This is a genomic window from Streptomyces viridochromogenes DSM 40736, assembly GCF_000158955.1.
Classification (GTDB): domain Bacteria; phylum Actinomycetota; class Actinomycetes; order Streptomycetales; family Streptomycetaceae; genus Streptomyces; species Streptomyces venetus.
On record NZ_GG657757.1, the window covers coordinates 6,941,063 to 6,961,192 of the forward strand.

Below are 20,130 nucleotides of genomic sequence, written 5' to 3' on the forward strand. Positions count from 1 at the left end.
ACTCGGCACTTTCGGGTGGCTCGCTCCGGCGCTTCTGAATGGTTGATCCACACCGCTGTATTGAGCGGTCGATGGGGCGTCGGGGGCCGGGGAGACGCCTCAGGGCCGGGCGATCTCGAACCAGACGACCTTGCCGGTGCCGAGCCGGGTCGCGCCCCAGCGCCGGGCCAGCCGGTTCACCAGGTACAGGCCGCGTCCGCCCTCGTCGGTGGCCCGGGCCTGCCGCAGCCGCGGCAACTGGGGGACGTCGTCGCCGACTTCGCAGCGCAGGACGTCGGTGCGCAGCAGGCGGAGGCTGATGGGCAGGGAGGCGTGCCGTACGGCGTTGGTGACGACCTCGCTGACGAGCAGTTCGACGGAGTCGCCGAGTTCCTCCAGGCCCCACCGGGCCAGGGCGCGCCGGGTCAGGCGGCGGGCCCGGCCGGGGGCGGTGTCCTCCGGGTCGAGGAACCAGTAGGCCACGTCGCCGGCCGCGATCCCCTCGAAGCGGGCGGCGAGCAGCGCGACGTCGTCGTCCCGGTCACCCGGGCCGAGCATGTCGAGCACCTCGTCGCACAGCGCTTCCAGCGAGGGCGTCCGGTCGGGCCCGGCGCGCAGGGCGGTGGCCTCCGCCTTCTCGCGCAGCTGCTCGATACCGGTCCACACGTCCCTGAGACGGGACTCGACCAGACCGTCGGTGTACAGCAGCAGGGACGCGCCCGTGGGGGCGTCGAGTTCGACCGCCTCGAAGTCGACACCGCCGACCCCGATCGGCGCGCCGGGCGGCACACGGAGCACCTCGGCCCGGCCGCCCTGGTGGAGCAGGACGGGGGGCGGGTGACCGGCGTTGGCGATGGTGATGCGGTGCGATACCGGGTCGTAGACGGCGTACAGGCAGGTCGCCATGTGCTCGGCACCGAGGCGCTGGGCCTGTTCGTCGATGTGGTGCAGGACCTCCTGCGGCGGCAGGTCGAGCCCGGCGAGCGTCTGGGCGGTGGTGCGCAGCTGGCCCATGATGGCGGCGGAGGTCATGGAGTGACCCATGACGTCGCCGACGACGAGGGCGACACGGTTGCCCGGCAGCGGGATCACGTCGTACCAGTCGCCGCCCACGCGGGCCGATTCGGCGGCGGGCAGATAGCGCGCGGCGAGCCGGACACCGGCGGGGCTGGGCAGGGTCTCGGGCAGCATGGTGCGCTGGAGCTCGTCCGCGATGTAGGCCTCCCGGCCGTAGAGGACGGCCTTGTCGATGCCGAGGGCACTGTGTGTCGCGAGCTGTGCGGCGACGAGGAGGTCGGCGGCCTCGAACGGCGCGCTTGCGGGGCGGCGCAGGAACACGGCCGCGCCGATGACCCGGCGCCGGCCGCGCAGCGGCGCGAGGATCGCGCGCTGTCCCTCCGGCACGGTGAACTCGACGCCGTCGCCGAGCAGTTCGGACAGGGCGGCCCGCGCCGCGGGGGCGTCGGTGAACACCGGGCGCACGCCCCGCAGCACCTCGGCCAGTGCGCTGCCGGGCCGTACCTCGCACAACTCGGCGGCCCCGGGGTCCGCGAGCGGCACCGCGTCCGAACCCTCCTCCGTCGGGAACCGCTCGTCGCGGAACAGCCGCAGCGCCACGGGGCCGGCGTGCCGCTCGTCGCCGACCGGCAGCGGTTCGCGCAGGTGGACGCGGACCGCCTCCGCGAAGGTGGGCACCACGGCCCGGCACAGCCCGGTCAGGATCTCGTCCAGCTCCATGGCGCGGCTGATCCGCCGGGTCGCGGCACCCACGAACCGCAGCCGGTCCCCGTCCCGCCGCGTCGGCGTGGAGGCCGGTGCCGGAGTGGGCGGGGCAGGCGGTGGCCCGCTCACGCCCAGCGCGGCATGGGCCGCCAGCTCGCAGAGCACCTGCCGGTCCTCCGTACGGAAGACCTCCCGGTCCGGCCGCCGCAGGAACAGGGCGGCACCCGCCGCTCCGTGAGCACCGGCCAGGGGGACGAGCAGCACCCGGTTCCCCTCCGGCAGCCGGGCGTTCGGCCCCAGCAGCTCGCCCAGCGCCGGATCCAGGTCGTTGGAGTCCCTGCCCAGCGCCTCGCCCGCCTGGAGGACCTTCGCCAGTACGCCGGACTCCGCCATCGGCACGGTGACGCGCGCCGCCCCGCCCATCGCGCCGTCGAGCCCCTCCCGCGGTCCGGGCTGCCACAGCGCACCCGCGTCGGGCGAAGGGTCGGCCGGGAGGTACGGGGCGACGGCGGCAGCCGGGGCCGGGCGCGACCCGGCGGTCCCCGTGGGGCGGCAGCCGCTGCCGCTCAAGTGCAGTCGCGCCCCGGAAGAAGTCCCGGAAGTCCCGGAACCCTTCTGGTCCGGAGCGGCGAGATACACGACGAGGGCGTCCGCGACGGACGGCACCGTCGTCCCGCAGAGCTCCTGGAGCACCTGCGCCGGATCCCCGGCGCGCGCGACACGACGTACCGCGTGGGTGAGAAAGCGTTTGGGGTCGGGCCGCATCGCCCACATCCTGCGCGAGGCAGGGGGTTCTGTCCAGCCGTAGGCGGCAGCCAACCCTTCGGGACTTCGGTCCAGTTGGCGGACCGGGCCCGGCCCCTGGCGCCGAGCCCGCGCACCCGGACCCCGTGCGCCGGGAAAGCGGTTCCGCACGAACCGGCTCACCACCGAGTTCATCGCCCGGCAGGCCGGCATCGTCCGCGAGTACGGCCGCCCCGGCCAACTCGTCACGACCTGTATTCACCTCGGCTACCGCCCGGGACGGTCGCCGGGTGCGCTTCCTGCACAACTGGTCGTGGGACGAGGTGTCCGTGCCGGTGCCCGCGGCCGTGCGGGACGTGCTGTCGGAGACCGCGTACGCCGAGGCGGTGCCGCTCGGCCCGTGGGACGTGAAGGTGCTTCAGGACGAGGTGTCCTAGCAACCATCCTTTCCGGCAGGGGAGTTCCGGCCGCCTGTTCGCTGGGCATCGTGTCAGGGGCGTGGGCCGCGCCGCCTCGGAGGGGGAGCGGGCGGGCCCTGTCGGCCGGGCGAAGGGATGGGAAGCCATGACGTCACCGCTGCCCCCGGGAGAGACGCTGCCACAGCCGGTGCTGAACCCGCCGGCGTCGGTCGCGGTGTTCCTGGTAGCCACGATCGACACCGGCGGGGAAGCGGCCGTACGGGAGGTGCTGGGGGCCCTCGCGGGACTGGTACGGTCCGTCGGCTTCCCGAGCCCCGACGGCGGCCTCGGCTGCGTCGCCGGCATCGGATCCCGGGCCTGGGGCCGGCTGTTCGGCGGCCCCAGGCCCGCCGAACTGCACCCGTTCCGCGAACTGGCCGGGCCCCGGCACCACGCGCCGTCGACCCCCGGCGACCTGTTCTTCCACATCAAGGCCGCCCGTACCGACCTGTGCTTCGCCCTCGCCGCCGAGCTCATGCGGCGGCTGCGCGGCACGGTCACCGTGCGGGACGAGACGCAGGCCTTCTCGTACTTCGACTCGCGCAACGTCCTCGGCTTCGTCGACGGCACCGAGAACCCCGTCGGGCCGGCAGCGGCCGACGCGGCGCTGGTGGGCGAGGAGGATCCCGCCTTCCGCGGCGGGAGCTACGCCGTCGTGCAGAAGTACCTGCACGACGTGGACGCCTGGGAGGCCCTCGCCGTCGAGGCGCAGGAGAAGGTGATCGGCCGCACCAAGCTCACCAACCTCGAACTCGACGCGCCCGGCTCCCACAAGGACGTCAACACCGTCCTCGGCCCGGACGGCTCCGAGCAGCGGATACTGCGCGCCGCGATGCCGTTCGGCAGGCCCGGGCACGGCGAGTTCGGCACGTACTTCGTGGCCTACGCGCGCACGCCCGGGATCCCCGAGACGATGCTGCGCAAGATGTTCCTCGGCGGGCCGGGCTCGGGCCCCGACCCGCTGCTGGACTACTCACGGGCCGTCACCGGCAGCCTCTTCTTCGTCCCCTCGGCGGGGTTCCTGGAGGCTCTGCCGGAGGGCTGACGGCCGGACCGCTCGGTCAGACTCGGTCAGACGCGCTCCAGCGGCCGGTGCGGTTCGGCCGGCAGCCGGACCTCGATCGGGTCGCCGGGGCGCACCACCCCGCCCTCCCGCACGACGCTCATGATGCCGGCCTTGCGCACCACCCGGCCGCTCGCGTCACGGCCGACGACCTGTTTCAGCAGCCCGTCCTGGAAGGCGTCGATCTGCAGGCAGGGGTTGCGCAGGCCGGTCACCTCCAGCACCGCGGTGTCACCGATCCGCAGCAGCGTGCCGACCGGCAGGCCCAGCAGGTCGATGCCGCGCGTGGTGATGTTCTCCCCGAGCGCGCCGGGCGCCACCTCGAAGCCCGCCTCGCCGACCTCGGCGAACAACTCCTCGTGGATGAGGTGCACCTGTCGCAGATTGGGCTGGGTGGGATCCTGCGCGATCCGCGAACGGTGCTTGACCGTCACCCCCGCGTGCACGTCGCCCTCCACCCCGAGCCCTTCGAGCAGCGTGATGCTGTCCCTGTTCGGCTTGGTGAACGAGTACACCCCGTTGCTGCTGACCGCCGTCACCGTCGCGTTCACGCGTCCGGTCCCCCTTACCCGTTGGCAGTGATCCACCAGGAGCCTAACGCGTGCGCAGGTCTCGCACCGGGCGCAGCCGGCGGTCACCGCCCCAGGCGTTCTGCCGCAGCACACGCCTGCTCAGACGTCATGTTCCGCAGGAGCAGTGGGTCGATGAGCTGCCCGGGGCATCCCTCATCGTGCCGTGGCTGGGCGGCCCGTATACGCCGTTCAGAGTTCGACTCACTTCGGCCGGCAACCGAGAAATGACACACCGGGCACTGGAATTGGTATCCCCGCCCGGAGAAGTACACGGTCATGGCACACCTCTTTCGGAAGCCCCTCCCAACTTCGGTGGCGGATGCCGAAGGCATGGGCGACCAGGTACTACCGATAGACGGGAAACCCCGCCGACCGCAGCACCCGCCGCCCCGCGTCCACTGCGAAGACCTCACAACCCGCCCGTTCCGCCGCCCACTCGACCCCCTCGGCGCCCATCGCGAAGGCCGCTGTCGCCACGGTGTCGGCCTCGGTGAGGGTGGGGGCGACGACCGTGAGGCTCAGGAGCCCGGTCGCCGGGCGGCCCGTGCGGCCGTCGATGATGTGGTCGCCGCGCTCGTAGCGGGCGGAGGTCGCGACGGCCCGGTCCGTGAGGTCCAGCACCGTGCACAACCGGTCGGCGTGCTCGGGATGCCGTACCCCCACCCGCCAGGGGCCACCGGCGGCGACGACGTCACCGCCCGCGTTGAGACAGAAGCGCCGGGCCCCGGCCGCCGCCAGCAGCTCGGCGCCCTTCTGCACCGACCAGCCCTTCACCACGGCGCACGGGTCGAGGCGGCGACCGGGCAGACGTACGTCGAAGGCGCCCCCGGTGGTGACCCGGTACTCCTCGCACAGGCCCAGGACCTCCCGCAGCTCGGGGCCGGGCTCGCGCACCTCCCCGCGGTCCAGCCGGGACACCTCGCTGTCCGGCCGGAACGGGCTGAACCGCGCGTCGACCGCGCGCAGCCAGGCGAAGAGTCCGTCCACCGGTGCCTCGGGGAAGTCCTCGTCATCGATCCGCACCGACACCGGGAACCCCATGACGTGCTCGACGCGCCGCATGGGCTCAGCCCTTCGCGTCGATGGCGGCCTGGAGCGACTCCTTGTAGCCGTCGCTGGTGATCGTGGCGCCGGAGACGGTGTCGATGTCGGCGCTCTGCGCCCGGAGGGTCTCCTCGATCAGCTTGGGCACGGCGGCCGTCGTCTGGGGGTGGTTCGGCTGTCGCAGCATGCGGACCGAGGCGATCCTCTGCCCGTCGAAGGTGACCTCGACCTGGACCGGGCCCTTCTCGGTGTCGATGGCCGAGCCCGACACGACCGTGGACGTGGTACCGCCGGACGAGGAGGCCGAGGGCGTCGACGCCGGTGCCGCGGCCTCCGTGACGGTCGACGACGCCCCGCCGTCGTGCGAGGGCGCGTACCGCCAGACCGGGATCAGACCCGCGACGCTCAGGACCAGGACGGGTATGGCTCGCTTCACGACAGTCTCCTCGTCATCCGGCCAGGCTGAAGCGTTCGAAGTGGACCTGCGGCTTGGGCACGCCCAGCTCGCGCAGGCTGCCGAGCACGGCGTTCATCATCGGTGGCGGGCCGCAGAGATAGACGTCCCGCCCGGTGATGTCCGGCACGAGACGGGCCAGTTCCCCGGGCGCCAACCGGTCCGGCACGGGCGGCCCCGTCACCAGGTGCAGCTCCGCGCCCTTGGCGAGCACGAGCTCGCGCAGTTCGCCGTGGAGGACGGCGTCCTGGTCGGTGGCGACCCGGTAGATCACGACGGCGTGCCCGTGCAGTTCCTCCAGCAGGGCCCGGACGGGCGTCACGCCGACCCCGCCGGCGATGAGCACGGCGTCCGGGCGGGTGCGGTGCAGGGTGGTGAAGGCGCCGTAGGGGCCCTCGGCGAACACGCGCGTACCGACCTTCAGATGGCGCAGGGCGGCGCTGCCGTCGCCCGCCCGCTTGGCGGTCAGGCGCAGGGTGCGGCCGTCCGGGGCGGCCGACAGCGAGAACGGGTTGGCCTGCCACCAGCGGTCCTTCGTCAGGAACCGCCACAGGAAGAACTGTCCGGCCCGGGCGGGGAGACGGCCGAGGTCGCGGCCGGTGACGTAGACCGATACGACGTCGTCGTTCTCCGGGACGACCGCCGTGACACGGAACCGGTGGCGGAGGTTGCGCCACAACGGCAGCACCAGCCGGCCCGCGAACACCGCGGCGAGCGCCCCGCCCCACACGGCCGACCAGTACGTCTTCGCCACGGACGACGAGGTGAACGTCGTGCCCGCCGCCACCTGGTGGGTGAACGCCAGCACCACCGCGACGTAGGTGTACAGGTGGATGAAGTGCCAGGTCTCGTAGGCCAGCCGGCGCCGGGCCCAGCGGGCCGAGACCGCGCCGACCACGATGATGACCGCCAGGGCGACGATCGCGCGCAGGACGCCCTCCGTGGTCTCGGCGAGGTCCACCAGCTGGTTCACCGGGTCCAGGGCCGAGGACCGCGCGTAGCCGAACGTGATGAACACCGCGTGCGCCAGCAGCAGCCACAGCACCGAGAAGCCGGTCCAGCGGTGGAGCAACGTCAGCCGATCCATGCCGATCCGCCGGTCGAACCACGGCAGCCGGGCCACCAGCAGCAGCTGAAACGCCATCAGCAGCGCCCCGTACAGCCCGGTCAGCCGGCCCAGCACGATCAGCGCGTTCGAGGCGAAACCGGCCTGGACGAAGAAGACGGCCACCACGGCCGCGTTGGCGAGCAGCACCGCGTACAGGCCGGCGCGGCCCACCACTCCCGGGCGCACGCCCGGCCGTGTGCCGGTGGGGGGTCGTTGGAGGGTCGTCACGGTCGGCAGCTCCTTGATCGGATCCTGGGACACCGAGCTTGTCGCGGGGGAGCTGTCGAAATACTGTCGCTCAACTTTCAAGTTTTTATCGATGCCGCGGCGAAGCGCCGTACGTCTAGGGAGTCCCGGGACCGGTGAAGCACTATGAGCGGGTGGAGAAAGTACGACTGCTCGTCGTCGACGACGACCCGCCCATCGCCGATCTCGTCGCGACCGTCGCCCGCTACGAGGGCTGGGAGGCGGTCACGGCGTACTCCGGCGAGGACGCGCTGCGACGGGCCGCCGACTTCCACCCCGACATCGTGGTGCTGGACCTGATGCTGCCCGGCGTGGACGGCTTCGGGGTCCTGGACCGGCTGCGCGCCTCCGGCACGATGGTGCCGGTGGTGTTCCTCACCGCGCGCGACGGCGTCGCCGACCGGGTCGCGGGCCTGACCCGGGGCGGCGACGACTACCTGGTCAAGCCGTTCGCCGTGGAGGAACTGATGGCCCGGCTGCGGACCGTGCTGCGGCGCAGCGCCGGGCCCGCCTTCCAGCGGTCCGTGCTCCGGGTCGGCGACCTGACGATGGACGAGGACACCCGGGAGGTGCGACGCGGCGACAAGCTGCTGTCGCTGACCCCGACCGAGTACGAGGTGCTGCGCTACCTCATGCGCAAGTCGCCCACCGTGCTCACCAAGGCGCAGATCCTCGACCACGTGTGGGAGTACGGCTTCGGCGGCCGCTCCAACGTCGTCGAGCTGGTCGTCAGCCGGCTGCGCCGCAAGCTCGACGAGACGGACGACGGCGCCGCCCCGCTGATCCACACCGTGCGCGGCTTCGGGTACGTCCTGCGACAGGCCTCCGAGTGATCGCCCGGCTGCGGCGGGCCTACCGAGGGATGCGCCTGGGCACCCGGCTGGCCCTGGGCCTCGGCGCCCTGGCGCTGGTCGTGTTCGCCGTCGTCGGCACGGCCCTGACCACCTACATGCGGGACTACCTGTCGGCCCAGCTCAACGACCAGCTCAAGCTCGCCCAGCTCGCCCAGTCCAAGAGCATCGCGGACCACGGCACCCTCCAGGGGAAGAAGTACTACCGCTGGTACTACGCCGTGTACGACGTCTCGGACGGCACCCCCGAGCTGCGCAAGCCCGAGGACCCCGCCGACGTGCCGCGCGACGTCGACGACTTCACCGCCCTGGCCCGGGCCCAGGCCGCCACACACGAGGAGCTCGTGCGCACCGAGCACCTCGAGGGCGCCGGCGCCTACCGGCTGCGCGCCTGCGAGGTCGAACCCGGGGTGGTGCTGGTGAGCGCCGCGCCCATGGACGACATCGAGGACACGGTCGGGCAGCTGATCACGATCCAGGCCGTCACGTTCGGGCTCGCGCTGCTGGCCCTGGTGGTCCTCGGCCGCAGGATGCTGCGCCGCGGCCTGAAACCGCTCAGCGACATGGCGTACACCGCGAACGGCATCGCCTCGCACGACCTGACCGAGTCGGCGGCCCGGCTGCCGCTGCGCGCCGACGGCCGGGACGGCGGGCCGGAGGTGGACGAACTGCGGACCGCTTTCAACACGATGCTGGAGCACATCGACGACTCCCTCGCGGTGCGCGCGGAGGCCGAACAGCGGCTGCGCCGGTTCGTCGCCGACGCCTCGCACGAGCTGCGCACCCCGCTGATGTCGGTGCGCGGCTACGCCGACCTGTTCCAGTACGCCGCCGCCAACGCCCCCGAGGAACGCGACCGGCACCTGGCCCGGCTGCGCGCCGAGGCCGCCCGGATGGGGGTCCTCCTGGATGACCTGCTGCTGCTCGCCCGGCTGGACGCGGCGGAGGCGGAGACGCCGCTGCGGCTCCAGGACGCCGACCTGATGGAGCTGGTGCACCAGGCCGCGGACGCCTTCCGCGCGGGCCGCCCCGACCATCCGCTGACCGGGCCGGCCGGGCCGCGGGCGGTGTGGCTGCGGATGGACCCGCTGCGCATCCGGCAGGTCGTCGACAACCTCCTCACCAACGCGGCCGTGCACACGCCTCCCGGTACGAAGGTGTCCGTGGAGGTGTGCGTCGGGCCCGGCACGGCCGAGGTGCGGGTCACGGACACCGGCCCCGGCATCCCGCCCGACGACCGGGACCGCGTCTTCGACCGTTTCTACCGCGTCGACAAGGCCCGCAGCCGCGACCGCGGCGGCAGCGGACTCGGCCTCGCGGTCGCCCACTCCCTGGTCCGGGCCCACGGCGGCCGCATCGAGCTGGACAGCGAGCCGGGGGCGACGGTGTTCACCGTGCGCCTGCCGCTGAACGCGCGGGGGCCTGCGGCCGCCCGGGGTCCGGAAACGGCCGCGGTCTAGACTCGTCCGGCAACAGACCGTACGACCATGGCCAACAGTCTCCGCACACCCGAAGGGCCCGGCGTCTTGATACGGATCGAATCAGTCACCAAGCGGTACCCGGACGGCACGGTGGCGGTGGACCGGCTCTCCATGGAGATACCCGACCGCTCGATCACCGTCCTCGTCGGACCGTCGGGCTGCGGCAAGACCACCACCCTGCGGATGATCAACAGGATGGTCGAACCGAGCGAGGGGACGATCCTCCTCGACGGTGAGGACATCCAGCGGCAGCCCGTCACCACCCTGCGCCGGTCCATGGGCTACGTCATCCAGAACGCCGGCCTCTTCCAGCACCGCACGATCGTCGACAACATCGCGACCGTGCCCCGCATGCTCGGCTGGGGCAAACAGAAGGCGCGGGCCCGGGCGGCGGAGCTGATGGAACGCGTGGGCCTCGACACCGCGCTCGCCAAGCGGTACCCCTACCAGCTCTCCGGCGGCCAGCAGCAGCGCGTCGGCGTGGCCCGGGCGCTCGCCGCCGACCCGCCGGTACTGCTCATGGACGAGCCGTTCTCGGCGGTCGACCCCGTGGTGCGCAAGGGCCTCCAGGACGAACTGCTCCGCATCCAGGAAGAACTGGGAAAGACGATCGTCTTCGTCACCCACGACATCGACGAGGCGATCAAACTCGGCACCATGGTCGCCGTGCTGCGCACCGGCGGTCACCTCGCCCAGTACGCACCGCCCTCCGAGCTCCTGTCCAGCCCCGCCGACGCCTTCGTCGAGGACTTCCTCGGCGGCGACCGCGGCATCCGGCGGCTGTCGTTCTTCCCGTCCGGTCGGCTCGAGCTGACGACCGGCCCGGTGATCCCGCTCGACGCGACCGCCGAGCAGATCGCCGCCCCCGACGCGCTCTGGCTCCTGGTGACCGACGCGGACGGCAGGCCGCTCGGCTGGAGCGAGCCGGGCGACCTGGCGGCCGGGGACATCAGGCCGGACCGGCTGCTGTCCCACGGGCGGCCGTTCGTGCCCGGCACCGACTCCCTGCGGGTCGCTCTCGACTGCGCGGTGCTCTCCCCGACCGGCTGGGCCGTCGCCGTGGACACCGACGGCCGGGTGACCGGAGTCGTCTCGCAGCAGACCATCGGTGAGGCGATCCGCAGCGCCCACGCGGCGGGACGCGACGACGAGAAGGTCGCCGGATGAGCGGCTTCCTGCACGACTTCTTCGACATCCCCAGCGACCTCCAGCACAGCTGGCTCGGACTGATCGGGCTGCACCTGAGGGAGGCCCTGCTGCCCGTCGCGGCCGGGCTGCTGCTCGCGCTGCCGATCGCCCAGCTGTGCGTGCGCTTCCGCTGGCTGTACCCGCCCGTCCTTGGCGTCACGACCGTGCTGTACGCCATCCCGTCGCTGGCGTTCTTCGTCGTGCTCATCGACTACACCGGGCAGACCGAACTCACCGTCATGATCCCGCTGGCCGTGTACAGCCTGGTGGTGCTCGTCCCGGCGATCGTCGACGGCGTGCGCTCGGTGTCCGAGGAGACCCTGGCCGCCGCCACCGCCATGGGCTTCGGACCCGTACGGCGCTACTTCCAGGTGCAGTTGCCGATCGCGGTACCGGCGATCATCGCCGGCCTGCGGGTGGCGACCGTGTCCAGCATCTCCCTCGTCAGCGTCGGCATGCTGATCGGCAACCAGGGCGCGCTCGGCAACCTGCTCCACGACGCGCAGATCTACAACCGGCCCGAACTGACGTGGAACTCCGTGATCACCACGGCCCTGCTGGCGATCCTCGTCGACGCCCTGCTGGTTCTCGTCCGCGTGCTGCTGACGCCCTGGATGCCCAGCGGCACGGCCCGGCGCAAGCAGGCGCCCGCCCTTGAGGATGCTGCCCGGTGAACGTACTGAACTTCGTCAACTCCTTCTTCAGCGACAGCGCCCACTGGCACGGCTACGACGGCATCCCCGCCCGCCTCGGGGAACACGTGCGGTACACCCTTCAGGCGCTGCTCCTCGCCGCCGCGATCGGACTGCCGATCGGCCTGGTCACCGGCCACTACGGCCGGGGCGGAAACGCCCTGTCCCTGGTGGCCACCGCGGGACGGGCCCTGCCCAGCTTCGGCCTGCTGGTGCTGATGACGACCCTGCTGGGCTTCGGCATGCTGCCCGTGATGATCCCGCTGGTGATCCTCGCCGTCCCGCCGATCCTGGTCACCACCTACGAGGCGATGCGCAGCGTCGACCCGTCACCCGTGGACGCCGCCCGCGGCATGGGCATGCACGAGTCGCGCATCCTCTTCCAGGTCGAACTGCCGGTCGCGCTGCCGCTGATCCTGAGCGGACTGCGCTCGGCGGCCATCCAGATCGTGTCGACCGCGACCATCGCCGCGTACGTCAGCCTGGGCGGTCTCGGACGGTACATCGTGGACGGCCTTTACCAGCGCAACTACGAGAAGGTCGTGGGCGGCGCGACCCTCGTGGCGGTCCTCGCGCTGGTCACGCTCGCACTGTTCTGGGCGGTGGCCCGGACCGCGGTGTCGCCGGGTGTGCGCAGGAGATGACGCCAATTGGTAACCAAGCTGCTCTTGACTGACCGAATGGCCGCTGGCTTGGATCAGTGGGTGATGACTACGCCGAAGAGCAGTACCCGGTCCATATCGAGGCACCCCGGCGCGGCGGCGGTCGCGCTCGCCGCTGCGGTAGCCCTGCTCGGGGGCTGTTCCTCCGGCGGCACCTCCGACGACCCGCTCAAGGGCGGCGGGGCGAAGGGCGACACCGTCGTCGTCGGCTCCAACAACTTCGCCGAGAGCATCCTGCTCGCCGACATCTACGGCGAGGCCCTCAAGGCCAAGGGCATCAAGGTCACCTACAAGCCCAACATCGGCAGCCGCGAGACCACGTACGGGCTGATGAAGAACGGCACGATCACCGTGCTGCCGGAGTACAACGGCTCGCTGCTCGCCTACCTGGACGCGAAGGCCAAGCCGAAGACGGTCGAGGAGACCACGACCGCCATCGACGCCAAGCTCGACTCCAAGCTGGAGCTGCTGAAGCCGTCGGCCGCGCAGAACAAGGACTCCGTGACGGTCAACGCGGAGACCGCGAAGAAGTACAAGCTGACCTCGGACTCGTCCATCGCGGACCTCAAGGACGTCGCCAAGGACCTGGACTTCGGCGGCTCGCCCGAGTTCCAGACCCGGCACCAGGGCCTGGCGGGCCTGAAGTCGGTGTACGGGCTGGAGTTCAAGTCCTTCAAGTCCCTCGACGCCGGCGGGCCGCTGACCCAGACGGCGCTGAAGAAGAACACCGTGCAGGCCGCGGACCTCTTCACCACCGACCCGACCATCACCCGGGACAAGTTCGTCGTCCTGAAGGACCCGGAGAACCTCTTCGGCTTCCAGAACGTGCAGCCCCTGGTCCGCAAGGGCGAGCTGTCCAAGGAGGGCGCCGCGGCGCTCGACGCGGTCTCGGCCAAGCTCGACACCAAGGCCCTCCTCGACCTGGACGCACAGGTGCAGCTCGAGAAGAAGGACCCGCTGGACGTGGCCAAGGCCTGGCTGAAGTCGGCCGGGCTGGTCTGACCGGCCGCACACCCTTCCGGCCAGGCGGCGACGACCGCCCGGGCCGCGGGCCGTGCCGCCCCGGCCTTTTCCCAGGCCCGGGTGCCGCCCGGGCCTTTCCAGGCCCGGGTGTCGCCCCGGCCTTTCTAGGCCTGCACCGCCGACGCGATCAGCTGGTCGATCAGGGCGATCAGCACGTCCCGGCACGACTCCCGGTCCCGTGCGTCGCACAGCAGGACCTGCACGTGCTCCGGGACCGCGAGCGCGTCCCGGATGTCCTCGGGCGGGTAGGGGTGTTCGCCGTAGAAGCCGTTGACGCCCACGACGAACGGGATGTCCCGGCGTTCGAAGAAGTCGATGGCGGCGAAGCTCGACTCGGGTCTGCGGACGTCGACCAGGACCACGGCACCCAGCGCGCCGAGGGCCAGGTCGTTCCACATGAACCAGAACCGCTGCTGTCCCGGCGTGCCGAACAGGTACAGCACCAGCTCCCGGCTGATGGTGATCCGGCCGAAGTCCAGGGCCACGGTGGTGGCCCGTTTCTCCTCGATGCCGTCGAGGTCGTCGACGTCCAGACCGGCCATGGTCAGGGGTTCCTCGGTACGCAGCGGGGCGATCTCGCTGACCGACCCGACCATGGTGGTCTTGCCGACGCCGAAGCCGCCGGCGACGAGGATCTTGACCGTGTCGGGTGCCGAAGACGCGTCCGTGGTGGAGTCAGAGCCGGCCAAGGCCGTCCCTCACTTTCTGCAGCAGGTCCAGGTCCGGGGTGGTGCGGGAAACGAGGCGTGGTGGGCGGACGGTGATCCGGCCGGCTTCCAGCAGATCGCAGAGCAGGATGACGACCACGCTCACCGGGAGGTCGAGCCGGGCGGCCAGCTCCGCGACGGCGACCGGCTCGGCGCACAGCCGCAGGATCCGGGTGTGCTCGGGCTGGCACCGGACCGCCGCCACGGGCTGCGGATCGACCGCGGTGACCGTCGCGATGAGCGTGAAGTCGGCGCGGCTGGGCCGGGTCCGGCCCCCGGTCAGAGTGAACGGCCGTACGAGCCGGCCCGCCGAGTCGCCTCCGCCCACCTCACACGCCGGGGTCGGCGACGGGCCCGGCCATGCCCCGCGGTGCCGCGCTGAGGTGCTCGCCGATCTTCTTCACCAGCATGTTCATCTGGTACGCCACGACCCCCACGTCCGCGCCCGGCCCGGTGAGCACGACCAGGTGCGCGCCGGGGCCGGCGGAGGTCAGGATCAGATAGCTGTTGGCCATCTCGATGAGCGCCTGGCGCACCGGACCGCCCCGGAAGTCCATGCTGACGCCCTTGCTGAGGCTCATCAGTCCGGACGCGGTCGCCGCGAGCCGCTCGGCGTCGTCGCGCAGGAATCCGGTGGACTTGCTCACCACCAGGCCGTCCTCGGAGAGCACCACGGCCTGGTTCACGTCGGCGACCCGCTCCACGAGTCCGGTCAGCAGCTGGTCGAGCTGGGTGTGGGTGGCGGGGATGGGGCGTGTCATTGCGGTGTCCTTCGTCAGCGGTCGGCGGGCGGAGTCGAGGGGACGGAGTCGGCGGCGGCCCGGCGCGGTGCGGCCTGCTCCTCGGCGTACGGGGGCTCGGTGTCGCCGTCACGGGCCCGGAGCGTGCCGCGCTGGAAACCGGCCAGGGAGGAGGCGGCCGCTTCCGCGGTGAACTCGTCGGGAGAGCCGTCCTCGTCGGGCCCGGACTCCTCACGCAGCTCCTCCACCAGGCTGGTCTGCGGGACCCGGCGGGGGAGCGGGGCGAGACCGTCCCGGCGGGGGATGACCTCGCGGGCGGCGGTCGGTGCGGTGGCGGAGGCCGTGCGCGCCGCGACGAGGGGGCGGGGCTCGCGGGGCGATACGGCGGCGCGGTCGGCCCCCCGCGGGGCGTCGCCCCCGCGCGGCTCCTCGACGTCCTGGGACGCCGCGACCCGCCCGGCGTCCGAGGCATCCGGCCCGGCGTCCGTGGCGTCCCCCGCGTCCACCGAACCCCCCGCGTCCACCGAACCTTGTTCGTCCTCCGGAGTGCCGTCGTCCGTCGCTCCGCCGACCGAGCCTCTCGGGCCGGCCGTGGCCACCAGACCGTTCACACCGGCGCCCCGCGCCCGGGACGACCCGCCGCCCGGGAACTCCCGCACCACGATCTCGTGCGGGATCAGCACGATCGCCGTGGTCCCGCCGTACGGCGACGAGCGCAGGGTCGCCGTGATGCCGTGCCGGTGGGCGAGCTGGGCGATCACGAACATGCCGAGCCGCAGGTCGTCGGCGAGCGCCACCACGTCGAACTGCGGGGGCACCGCCAGCTGTTCGTTGAAGGACGCGTAGTCCTCCTCCGACATGCCGAGGCCGCGGTCCTCGACCTCGACGGCCAGGCCCTTGGCCACCATCTGGGCGCGCACCGTGACGGGGCTCGGGGCGGGGGAGTACGAGGTCGCGTTGTCGATGAGCTCGGCCAGCAGGTGGATGACGTCGGCCACCGCGGGCGGGGCGACGTACACCTCCTCCTCGGTGTGCACCTCCACCCGCTGGTACTCGGCGACCTCGCCGACCGCGCTGCGCAGGATGTCGATCAGCGCGACCGGCTCGGACCAGCTGCGGCCGGGCCGTTCGCCGCTGACGATGACGAGGTTCTCCTCGTAGCGGCGCAACTGGCTGGCCGTGGAGTCCAGTTCGTACAGGCCCTTGAGGACGTCGGGGTCGTTGTGCTCACGCTCCAGCGCGTCCAGTTTGCTGAGCTGGAGGTTGACGAGGTTCTGGCTCTGCCGGGCGATGCCCAGGATGATCTTCTGGAAGCCGCGCCGGGTGTCGGCGAGTTCGACCGCGGTGTGCACGGCGGTGCGCTGGGCGGTGTTGAACGCCCGTGCCACCTGGCCGAGTTCGTCGTGGCCGTAGTCCAGTGTCTTCGCTGCCGTCTCGGGGTCGACCGTCTCGCCCCGCTCCAGCCGCGCCACCACGTCGGGCAGCCGCTCCTGTGCGAGGCTGACGGCGGCCCGGCGCAGGCCGCGCAGCCGCCGGGACAGCGAGCGGGTGATCCGCCAGGACATCCCGACGCACACCAGCAGCGCGAGCAGCCCGCCGGCACTCAGGAAGCCCGCCTTGACCAGCAGCCCGTCCGCCTGGTCGGCGCTGCGTTCGAGCAGTCCCGTCGTCTGCTGCTCGATCAGGGTCGCGTAGTGGTCGGACAGTTTGCCCATGGCGGCCTTCCACCGCTTCTGCGCGTCCGGCAGGGCGATCCGGTCCGCTTCGGTGCTGGAGTTGCGGGCCGCCAGCACCTGGTCCTCGACGGCCTGCAGCGTCTTCCACTCCGGGCTCGCCAGGATCTGCTCGGTCTGCGCCTTGGCGTCGCCGGTCAGTTGGGGCAGGACCTGGTCCTGGACCAGCCAGCGCCGGGTGTTCACCAGCTCCGCGAACTGCACCCAGGCCTTGTCGTCCAGATGCCCGGCCGGCCAGGCCAGGGTCAGCTGCGCGTCCTCCCGGGAGACCAGCTCCGCCGCGTGCTCCAGCGCGACCAGCGGGCCGGCCTGCGAGGTGAGGTCGCCGTCGTCGACCTGGGAGAGCTCCTGGAAGGCGTGGATCTGGTCGTCGATGATCGAGGAGTACTGGTCGAGCGCCTGCTGGGCGGTGATGTCGGTGGGGTTGTCCACCTGGTCCCGGTAGTACTCCAGGCTGCCCACCGAGCCCAGCACCGAGTACAGCCGGTCCGAGACGCGGGAGGGCGCCTTCTCGATCGCGTCCGCCTGCCCGACCAGCTTGGCGACCGCCTTGTCGGTCTCCTCCCGCTGTCCGTCGAGCGCGGCCCGGGAGCCCTTGGGTGAGGCCAGCCAGGCCGCCGAGAGGCTGCGTTCCCGCTGCAGTGCGAGTGTCGCGTCGGTGCCCATGGCACCGGTCGACCGGCTCAGCTCCGTCTGGTCACGCAGCCGAAGCCCCTCCGAGAACATCTGGATCGTCGTCACGCCCCACATGGCGGCGAGGGTGACGCTCGGCACCAGGGCCAGAAGCACCAGGGAGAGGCGTATGGAACCGAGACGGCGCCGGGCACCTGTCCGTCGAGACATCGTCGTCCTAGGGCGATCAGCGGGGAGCGAGGAACGGGGAGGCGGAACGGTCGGGGGGTGCGGGGGACGGTCGCGGGGGTGAGGGGGTGCCGGACGCGGCACATGGGATGGGCAGGATGTTATCCGTACAAGTGACCGCACGGACCGGGCCTGACCGAATCTTTGGCGACACCGTCACAGGAAGCGCCCGGTCACCGGGTTCCGGCGGCCGCGAACCGGGCCACAGCGGACACGTTCGACCTGGTCACGAAGGCCGGCCCGGTGAGCACCGGAGCGGTCCCGCCGCCACTGACGTTGCCGTTGGTGCGGTACAGCCACAGGGCGTTCACCGCGAGGTAGCCCTGGAGGTAGGGCTGCTGGTCCACGGCGAACTGCACGTCGCCGTCCTGGACCGCCTTCACCAGGTCCTCGTTGAGGTCGAACGTGGCGACCTTCGCTCTGCTGCCGGCCTGTCTCACGGCCTTGACCGCGCTGAGCGCGTACTGGGCGCCGTTGGTGACGACCTCGTCGATGCTCGTGTCCTGACGCAGCCGGGACGCGATCGTGGCGCCCACCGCGTCCATGTCGCTGCCGTCCACGTACAGGTTGTCGGTGTCGCCGTGGAACGCCTTCTTCACGCCGGCGCAGCGGGCCTCCAGCGCCACGTTGCCGCGCTCGTGCACCACGCACAGGGCGTGTTCGGCCTTCACCTCGTCGAGCTTGTCGCCGACCGCCCGGCCCGCGACGGACTCGTCCTGGCCGAAGTACTCCAGCAGACCCGACGGACGCCAGGCGTCGATGCCCGAGTTGAGCCCGACGACGGGGATGCCGGCCGCCTTGGCCTGGGCGATCGGCCCGCGCATCGCCGCCGGCTTGGCCAGGGTCACCGCGATGCCGTCGACCTTGTCGCGGACCGCGTCGCGCACCAGGTCGGCCTGCGCGGCCGGGTCGGCGTCGCCGGCGTAGGTCAGGTCGACGCCGTCCTTGACGGCCGCCGTCTCGGCGCCCCTGCGCACCAGGTCCCAGAAGGCGTCGCCCTTGCCGCCGTGCGTGACCAGGGCGACCTTCATCCCGCCGCCCGACCCGCCCGCCGCGTCCGCGTCCTTCCCGTCCCGGGCCACGCCGAGGACGGAGCAGCCGGCCACCAGCAGACACACGGCGGACGCCAGAGCGGCGACTCGGGCGAGTCTCGCTGCGGTGTGCGGTGGGGGAGGAGTGTTCATGGGGGGCGGACCTCGCTGTGCGGCCGAGCAAGAGCAGGGTGAGAGCACAGGCATGGTCGTGAACGTGCACGACCCGATGACTCTCGCTGGCCCGGAGCCAACCGTGTGTGACCACTGGTCGTCAAGTGAGCGGCCACATGCAGTGAGTTGCCGCCGCCGCATCGTGATGTTGTTCGACGGGTCGAACGGCGCGACCGTGGTCACGGCTTGTGCGCGACCGCCCCGTACATCGCGATGTCCTCGTCCGGGATGCCCTCACCTCCGCTTTCCGTACCGTCCGCGCGGTTCGGCCGCCACTTGTGGACCTGGACGATGCCGGGCTCCACCAGGTCGGGACCCGCGAAGAACGCGGCGGCCTCGTCCTGGGTGCGCAGTCGCATCGGCATGCCGCGCGCGGCGTACTCCCGGGCCACCCGGCCGACCTCGTCCGGGGCGAAGTCGGCGGTGCCGACCGACATCGCCAGACAACTGCCCGACGGCAGCGGGTCGAGGAGCCGGCGGACGATACCGACGGCGTCGTGTTCGTCCAGCATGAAGTGCACGATCGCGATCACCGTGAGCGCGACCGGCTCCGACAGGTCGAGGGTCTCCCGGAACCAGGCGCGCTCCCGGTGTCGACACGGTGCTCCGGCACGGAGGCCTCCCGGTGGTCAACTCGTTCGCCGATGGCTGCAGTTGGCCCGACGGGTGCGATTCCACCACTCCCGGGTCCAGGAGGGAAGCCGCGGCGGGCCGGGGTGGGCGTCCGGGGCGCCCTGGACTGGTGCGGCTGAGGGCCCCCGGAGATCCGGCGTCCGCCGGGCCGACCGTCAGCCGGTCAGGACCGGCAGCGACCGATGGCCGTGGGAAATGAACGAGTCCACCGGCCGCAGCTCGTCCGACGGCACGGCGAGGGCGAGGCCGGGGAACCGCTCGAACAGGGCCGGCAGGGCCACGCGGGCCTCCAGCCGGCCGAGCGGGGCGCCCAGGCAGTGGTGGACGCCGTAGCCGAAGGCCAGATGGTCCTTCGCAGCGCGGGTGACGTCGAATCGGGCGGCGTCCGGGCCGTGCTGCTCCGGGTCGCGTCCGGCGGCGGCGTAGGAGGCGAGGATCGCCTCGCCCTTGCGGATCACCGCGCCGTCCGGGCCGCCCAGTTCGCCGAGCGGGAGGTCCTCGACGGCGTACCGCAGCGGCAGGCTGGCCACCGGTGCCTCGGCCCGCAGGGTCTCCTCGATCACGTCGTCCCAGGTGGCCCGCCCGTCGCGGACGTGCGCGAGCTGGTCGGGGTGGGTGAGCAGCGCGTGGACGGCGTTGTCGAGCAGGTTGACCGTCGTCTCGTGGCCGGCGCTGATCACCAGCATCAGCGTGTCGAGCAGTTCCTGCTCGCTCAGCCGGGTGCCGCTCTCCTCCTCATGGGCCGCGATCAGCGCGGAGGTCAGGTCGTCGCCGGGCGACGCCCGTTTCGCGGCGACGAGTTCACCGAGGACGGCGTAGAACCGGGCGTAGATGTCGGTGACTTCCGCCGCGTCGGCCGAGGTGTGGAAGACACCGTCCACCACGGCCCGCAGTTCGGGACCCAACTCCTCCGGCAAACCGAGCAGTTCGCCGATGACCTGGATGGGCAGCGGATAGCAGAACT

Annotated in this window: 19 protein-coding genes and 1 pseudogene; 8 read left to right on the plus strand and 12 right to left on the minus strand. The window is 72.1% G+C overall.

The window, feature by feature from the left end:
• Window positions 1-99: 99 nt before the first annotated feature.
• Window positions 100-2,124: an ATP-binding SpoIIE family protein phosphatase gene (locus SSQG_RS30400; protein ID WP_003993771.1), complete on the minus strand. Its 2,025-nt coding sequence runs from the start codon at window positions 2,122-2,124 to the stop codon at window positions 100-102.
• A 611-nt stretch (window positions 2,125-2,735) separates the two neighbouring features.
• Here SSQG_RS30400 and SSQG_RS41540 point away from each other — a divergent pair.
• Together SSQG_RS41540 and SSQG_RS30405 are read left to right on the plus strand one after the other, a co-directional pair.
• On the plus strand, window positions 2,736-2,882 hold the full coding sequence (locus SSQG_RS41540; protein WP_244299304.1) for a Beta-galactosidase C-terminal domain: 147 nt from the start codon (window positions 2,736-2,738) through the stop codon (window positions 2,880-2,882).
• A 127-nt stretch (window positions 2,883-3,009) separates the two neighbouring features.
• Window positions 3,010-3,948, plus strand: coding sequence for a Dyp-type peroxidase (locus tag SSQG_RS30405; protein WP_039933961.1), 939 nt, complete (start codon window positions 3,010-3,012; stop codon window positions 3,946-3,948).
• A 26-nt stretch (window positions 3,949-3,974) separates the two neighbouring features.
• On the opposite strand, the gene SSQG_RS30410 is transcribed toward SSQG_RS30405, so the two are convergent.
• The 4 genes from SSQG_RS30410 to SSQG_RS30425 all read right to left on the minus strand — a co-directional run bounded on the left by SSQG_RS30410 (window position 3,975) and on the right by SSQG_RS30425 (window position 7,372).
• Complete coding sequence (locus SSQG_RS30410; protein ID WP_039935532.1) at window positions 3,975-4,505, minus strand: MOSC domain-containing protein; 531 nt, start codon at window positions 4,503-4,505, stop codon at window positions 3,975-3,977.
• 378 nt (window positions 4,506-4,883) lie between these two features.
• Window positions 4,884-5,600: an FAD:protein FMN transferase gene (locus SSQG_RS30415; RefSeq protein ID WP_003993775.1), complete on the minus strand. Its 717-nt coding sequence runs from the start codon at window positions 5,598-5,600 to the stop codon at window positions 4,884-4,886.
• Window positions 5,601-5,604: 4 nt separating this feature from the next.
• Window positions 5,605-6,018 carry an FMN-binding protein gene (locus SSQG_RS30420; RefSeq protein WP_003993776.1) on the minus strand — a complete coding sequence of 138 codons (414 nt, stop codon included), beginning with the start codon at window positions 6,016-6,018 and terminating at the stop codon, window positions 5,605-5,607.
• Window positions 6,019-6,031: 13 nt separating this feature from the next.
• Entirely contained in the window at window positions 6,032-7,372 is a 1,341-nt protein-coding gene (locus SSQG_RS30425; protein ID WP_208865681.1) for a ferredoxin reductase family protein, read from the minus strand.
• Between the two features lie 152 nt (window positions 7,373-7,524).
• On the opposite strand from SSQG_RS30425, the gene SSQG_RS30430 reads away from it, so the two are divergent.
• The 6 genes from SSQG_RS30430 (at window position 7,525) to SSQG_RS30455 (ending at window position 13,266) form a co-directional block, all read left to right on the plus strand.
• Window positions 7,525-8,223 carry a response regulator transcription factor gene (locus SSQG_RS30430; protein WP_039935535.1) on the plus strand — a complete coding sequence of 233 codons (699 nt, stop codon included), beginning with the start codon at window positions 7,525-7,527 and terminating at the stop codon, window positions 8,221-8,223.
• Window positions 8,220-9,701 (plus strand): sensor histidine kinase, encoded by a 1,482-nt coding sequence (locus tag SSQG_RS30435; RefSeq protein ID WP_003993781.1) that lies wholly within the window; start codon window positions 8,220-8,222, stop codon window positions 9,699-9,701. Before SSQG_RS30430 ends, SSQG_RS30435 begins: the two co-directional genes overlap by 4 nt.
• A 66-nt stretch (window positions 9,702-9,767) precedes the next feature.
• On the plus strand, window positions 9,768-10,889 hold the full coding sequence (locus SSQG_RS30440; protein ID WP_003993782.1) for an ABC transporter ATP-binding protein: 1,122 nt from the start codon (window positions 9,768-9,770) through the stop codon (window positions 10,887-10,889).
• A gap of 8 nt (window positions 10,890-10,897) precedes the next feature.
• Window positions 10,898-11,584: an ABC transporter permease gene (locus SSQG_RS30445; RefSeq protein ID WP_039935537.1), complete on the plus strand. Its 687-nt coding sequence runs from the start codon at window positions 10,898-10,900 to the stop codon at window positions 11,582-11,584.
• A complete protein-coding gene (locus SSQG_RS30450) occupies window positions 11,581-12,246 on the plus strand; it encodes an ABC transporter permease (RefSeq protein WP_003993785.1) in 666 nt (221 codons plus the stop codon). The genes SSQG_RS30445 and SSQG_RS30450 overlap by 4 nt, the downstream gene beginning before the upstream one ends.
• A gap of 63 nt (window positions 12,247-12,309) precedes the next feature.
• Window positions 12,310-13,266, plus strand: a complete 957-nt coding sequence (locus tag SSQG_RS30455; protein ID WP_039933962.1) for an ABC transporter substrate-binding protein — start codon at window positions 12,310-12,312, stop codon at window positions 13,264-13,266.
• Window positions 13,267-13,391: 125 nt separating this feature from the next.
• Here the strand turns inward: SSQG_RS30455 and SSQG_RS30460 are convergent, their stop codons facing one another.
• The 7 genes and pseudogenes from SSQG_RS30460 to SSQG_RS30490 form a co-directional block, all read right to left on the minus strand.
• Window positions 13,392-13,976, minus strand: a complete 585-nt coding sequence (locus SSQG_RS30460) for a GTP-binding protein (RefSeq protein WP_003993787.1) — start codon at window positions 13,974-13,976, stop codon at window positions 13,392-13,394.
• Window positions 13,963-14,322: a DUF742 domain-containing protein gene (locus SSQG_RS30465; protein ID WP_003993788.1), complete on the minus strand. Its 360-nt coding sequence runs from the start codon at window positions 14,320-14,322 to the stop codon at window positions 13,963-13,965. Before SSQG_RS30465 ends, SSQG_RS30460 begins: the two co-directional genes overlap by 14 nt.
• A 1-nt stretch (window position 14,323) precedes the next feature.
• Window positions 14,324-14,755, minus strand: coding sequence for a roadblock/LC7 domain-containing protein (locus SSQG_RS30470; protein WP_003993789.1), 432 nt, complete (start codon window positions 14,753-14,755; stop codon window positions 14,324-14,326).
• Between the two features lie 14 nt (window positions 14,756-14,769).
• Complete coding sequence (locus tag SSQG_RS30475; protein WP_039933963.1) at window positions 14,770-17,310, minus strand: sensor histidine kinase; 2,541 nt, start codon at window positions 17,308-17,310, stop codon at window positions 14,770-14,772.
• Window positions 17,311-17,501: 191 nt separating this feature from the next.
• Complete coding sequence (locus tag SSQG_RS30480; protein WP_003993791.1) at window positions 17,502-18,512, minus strand: substrate-binding domain-containing protein; 1,011 nt, start codon at window positions 18,510-18,512, stop codon at window positions 17,502-17,504.
• A gap of 200 nt (window positions 18,513-18,712) precedes the next feature.
• A pseudogene (locus SSQG_RS30485) lies at window positions 18,713-19,108 on the minus strand (SAM-dependent methyltransferase); the annotation flags it as partial.
• Between the two features lie 213 nt (window positions 19,109-19,321).
• Window positions 19,322-20,130, minus strand: an 809-nt coding sequence (locus SSQG_RS30490; RefSeq protein WP_039933965.1) for a cytochrome P450, incomplete at its 5' end; no start/stop codon positions are given.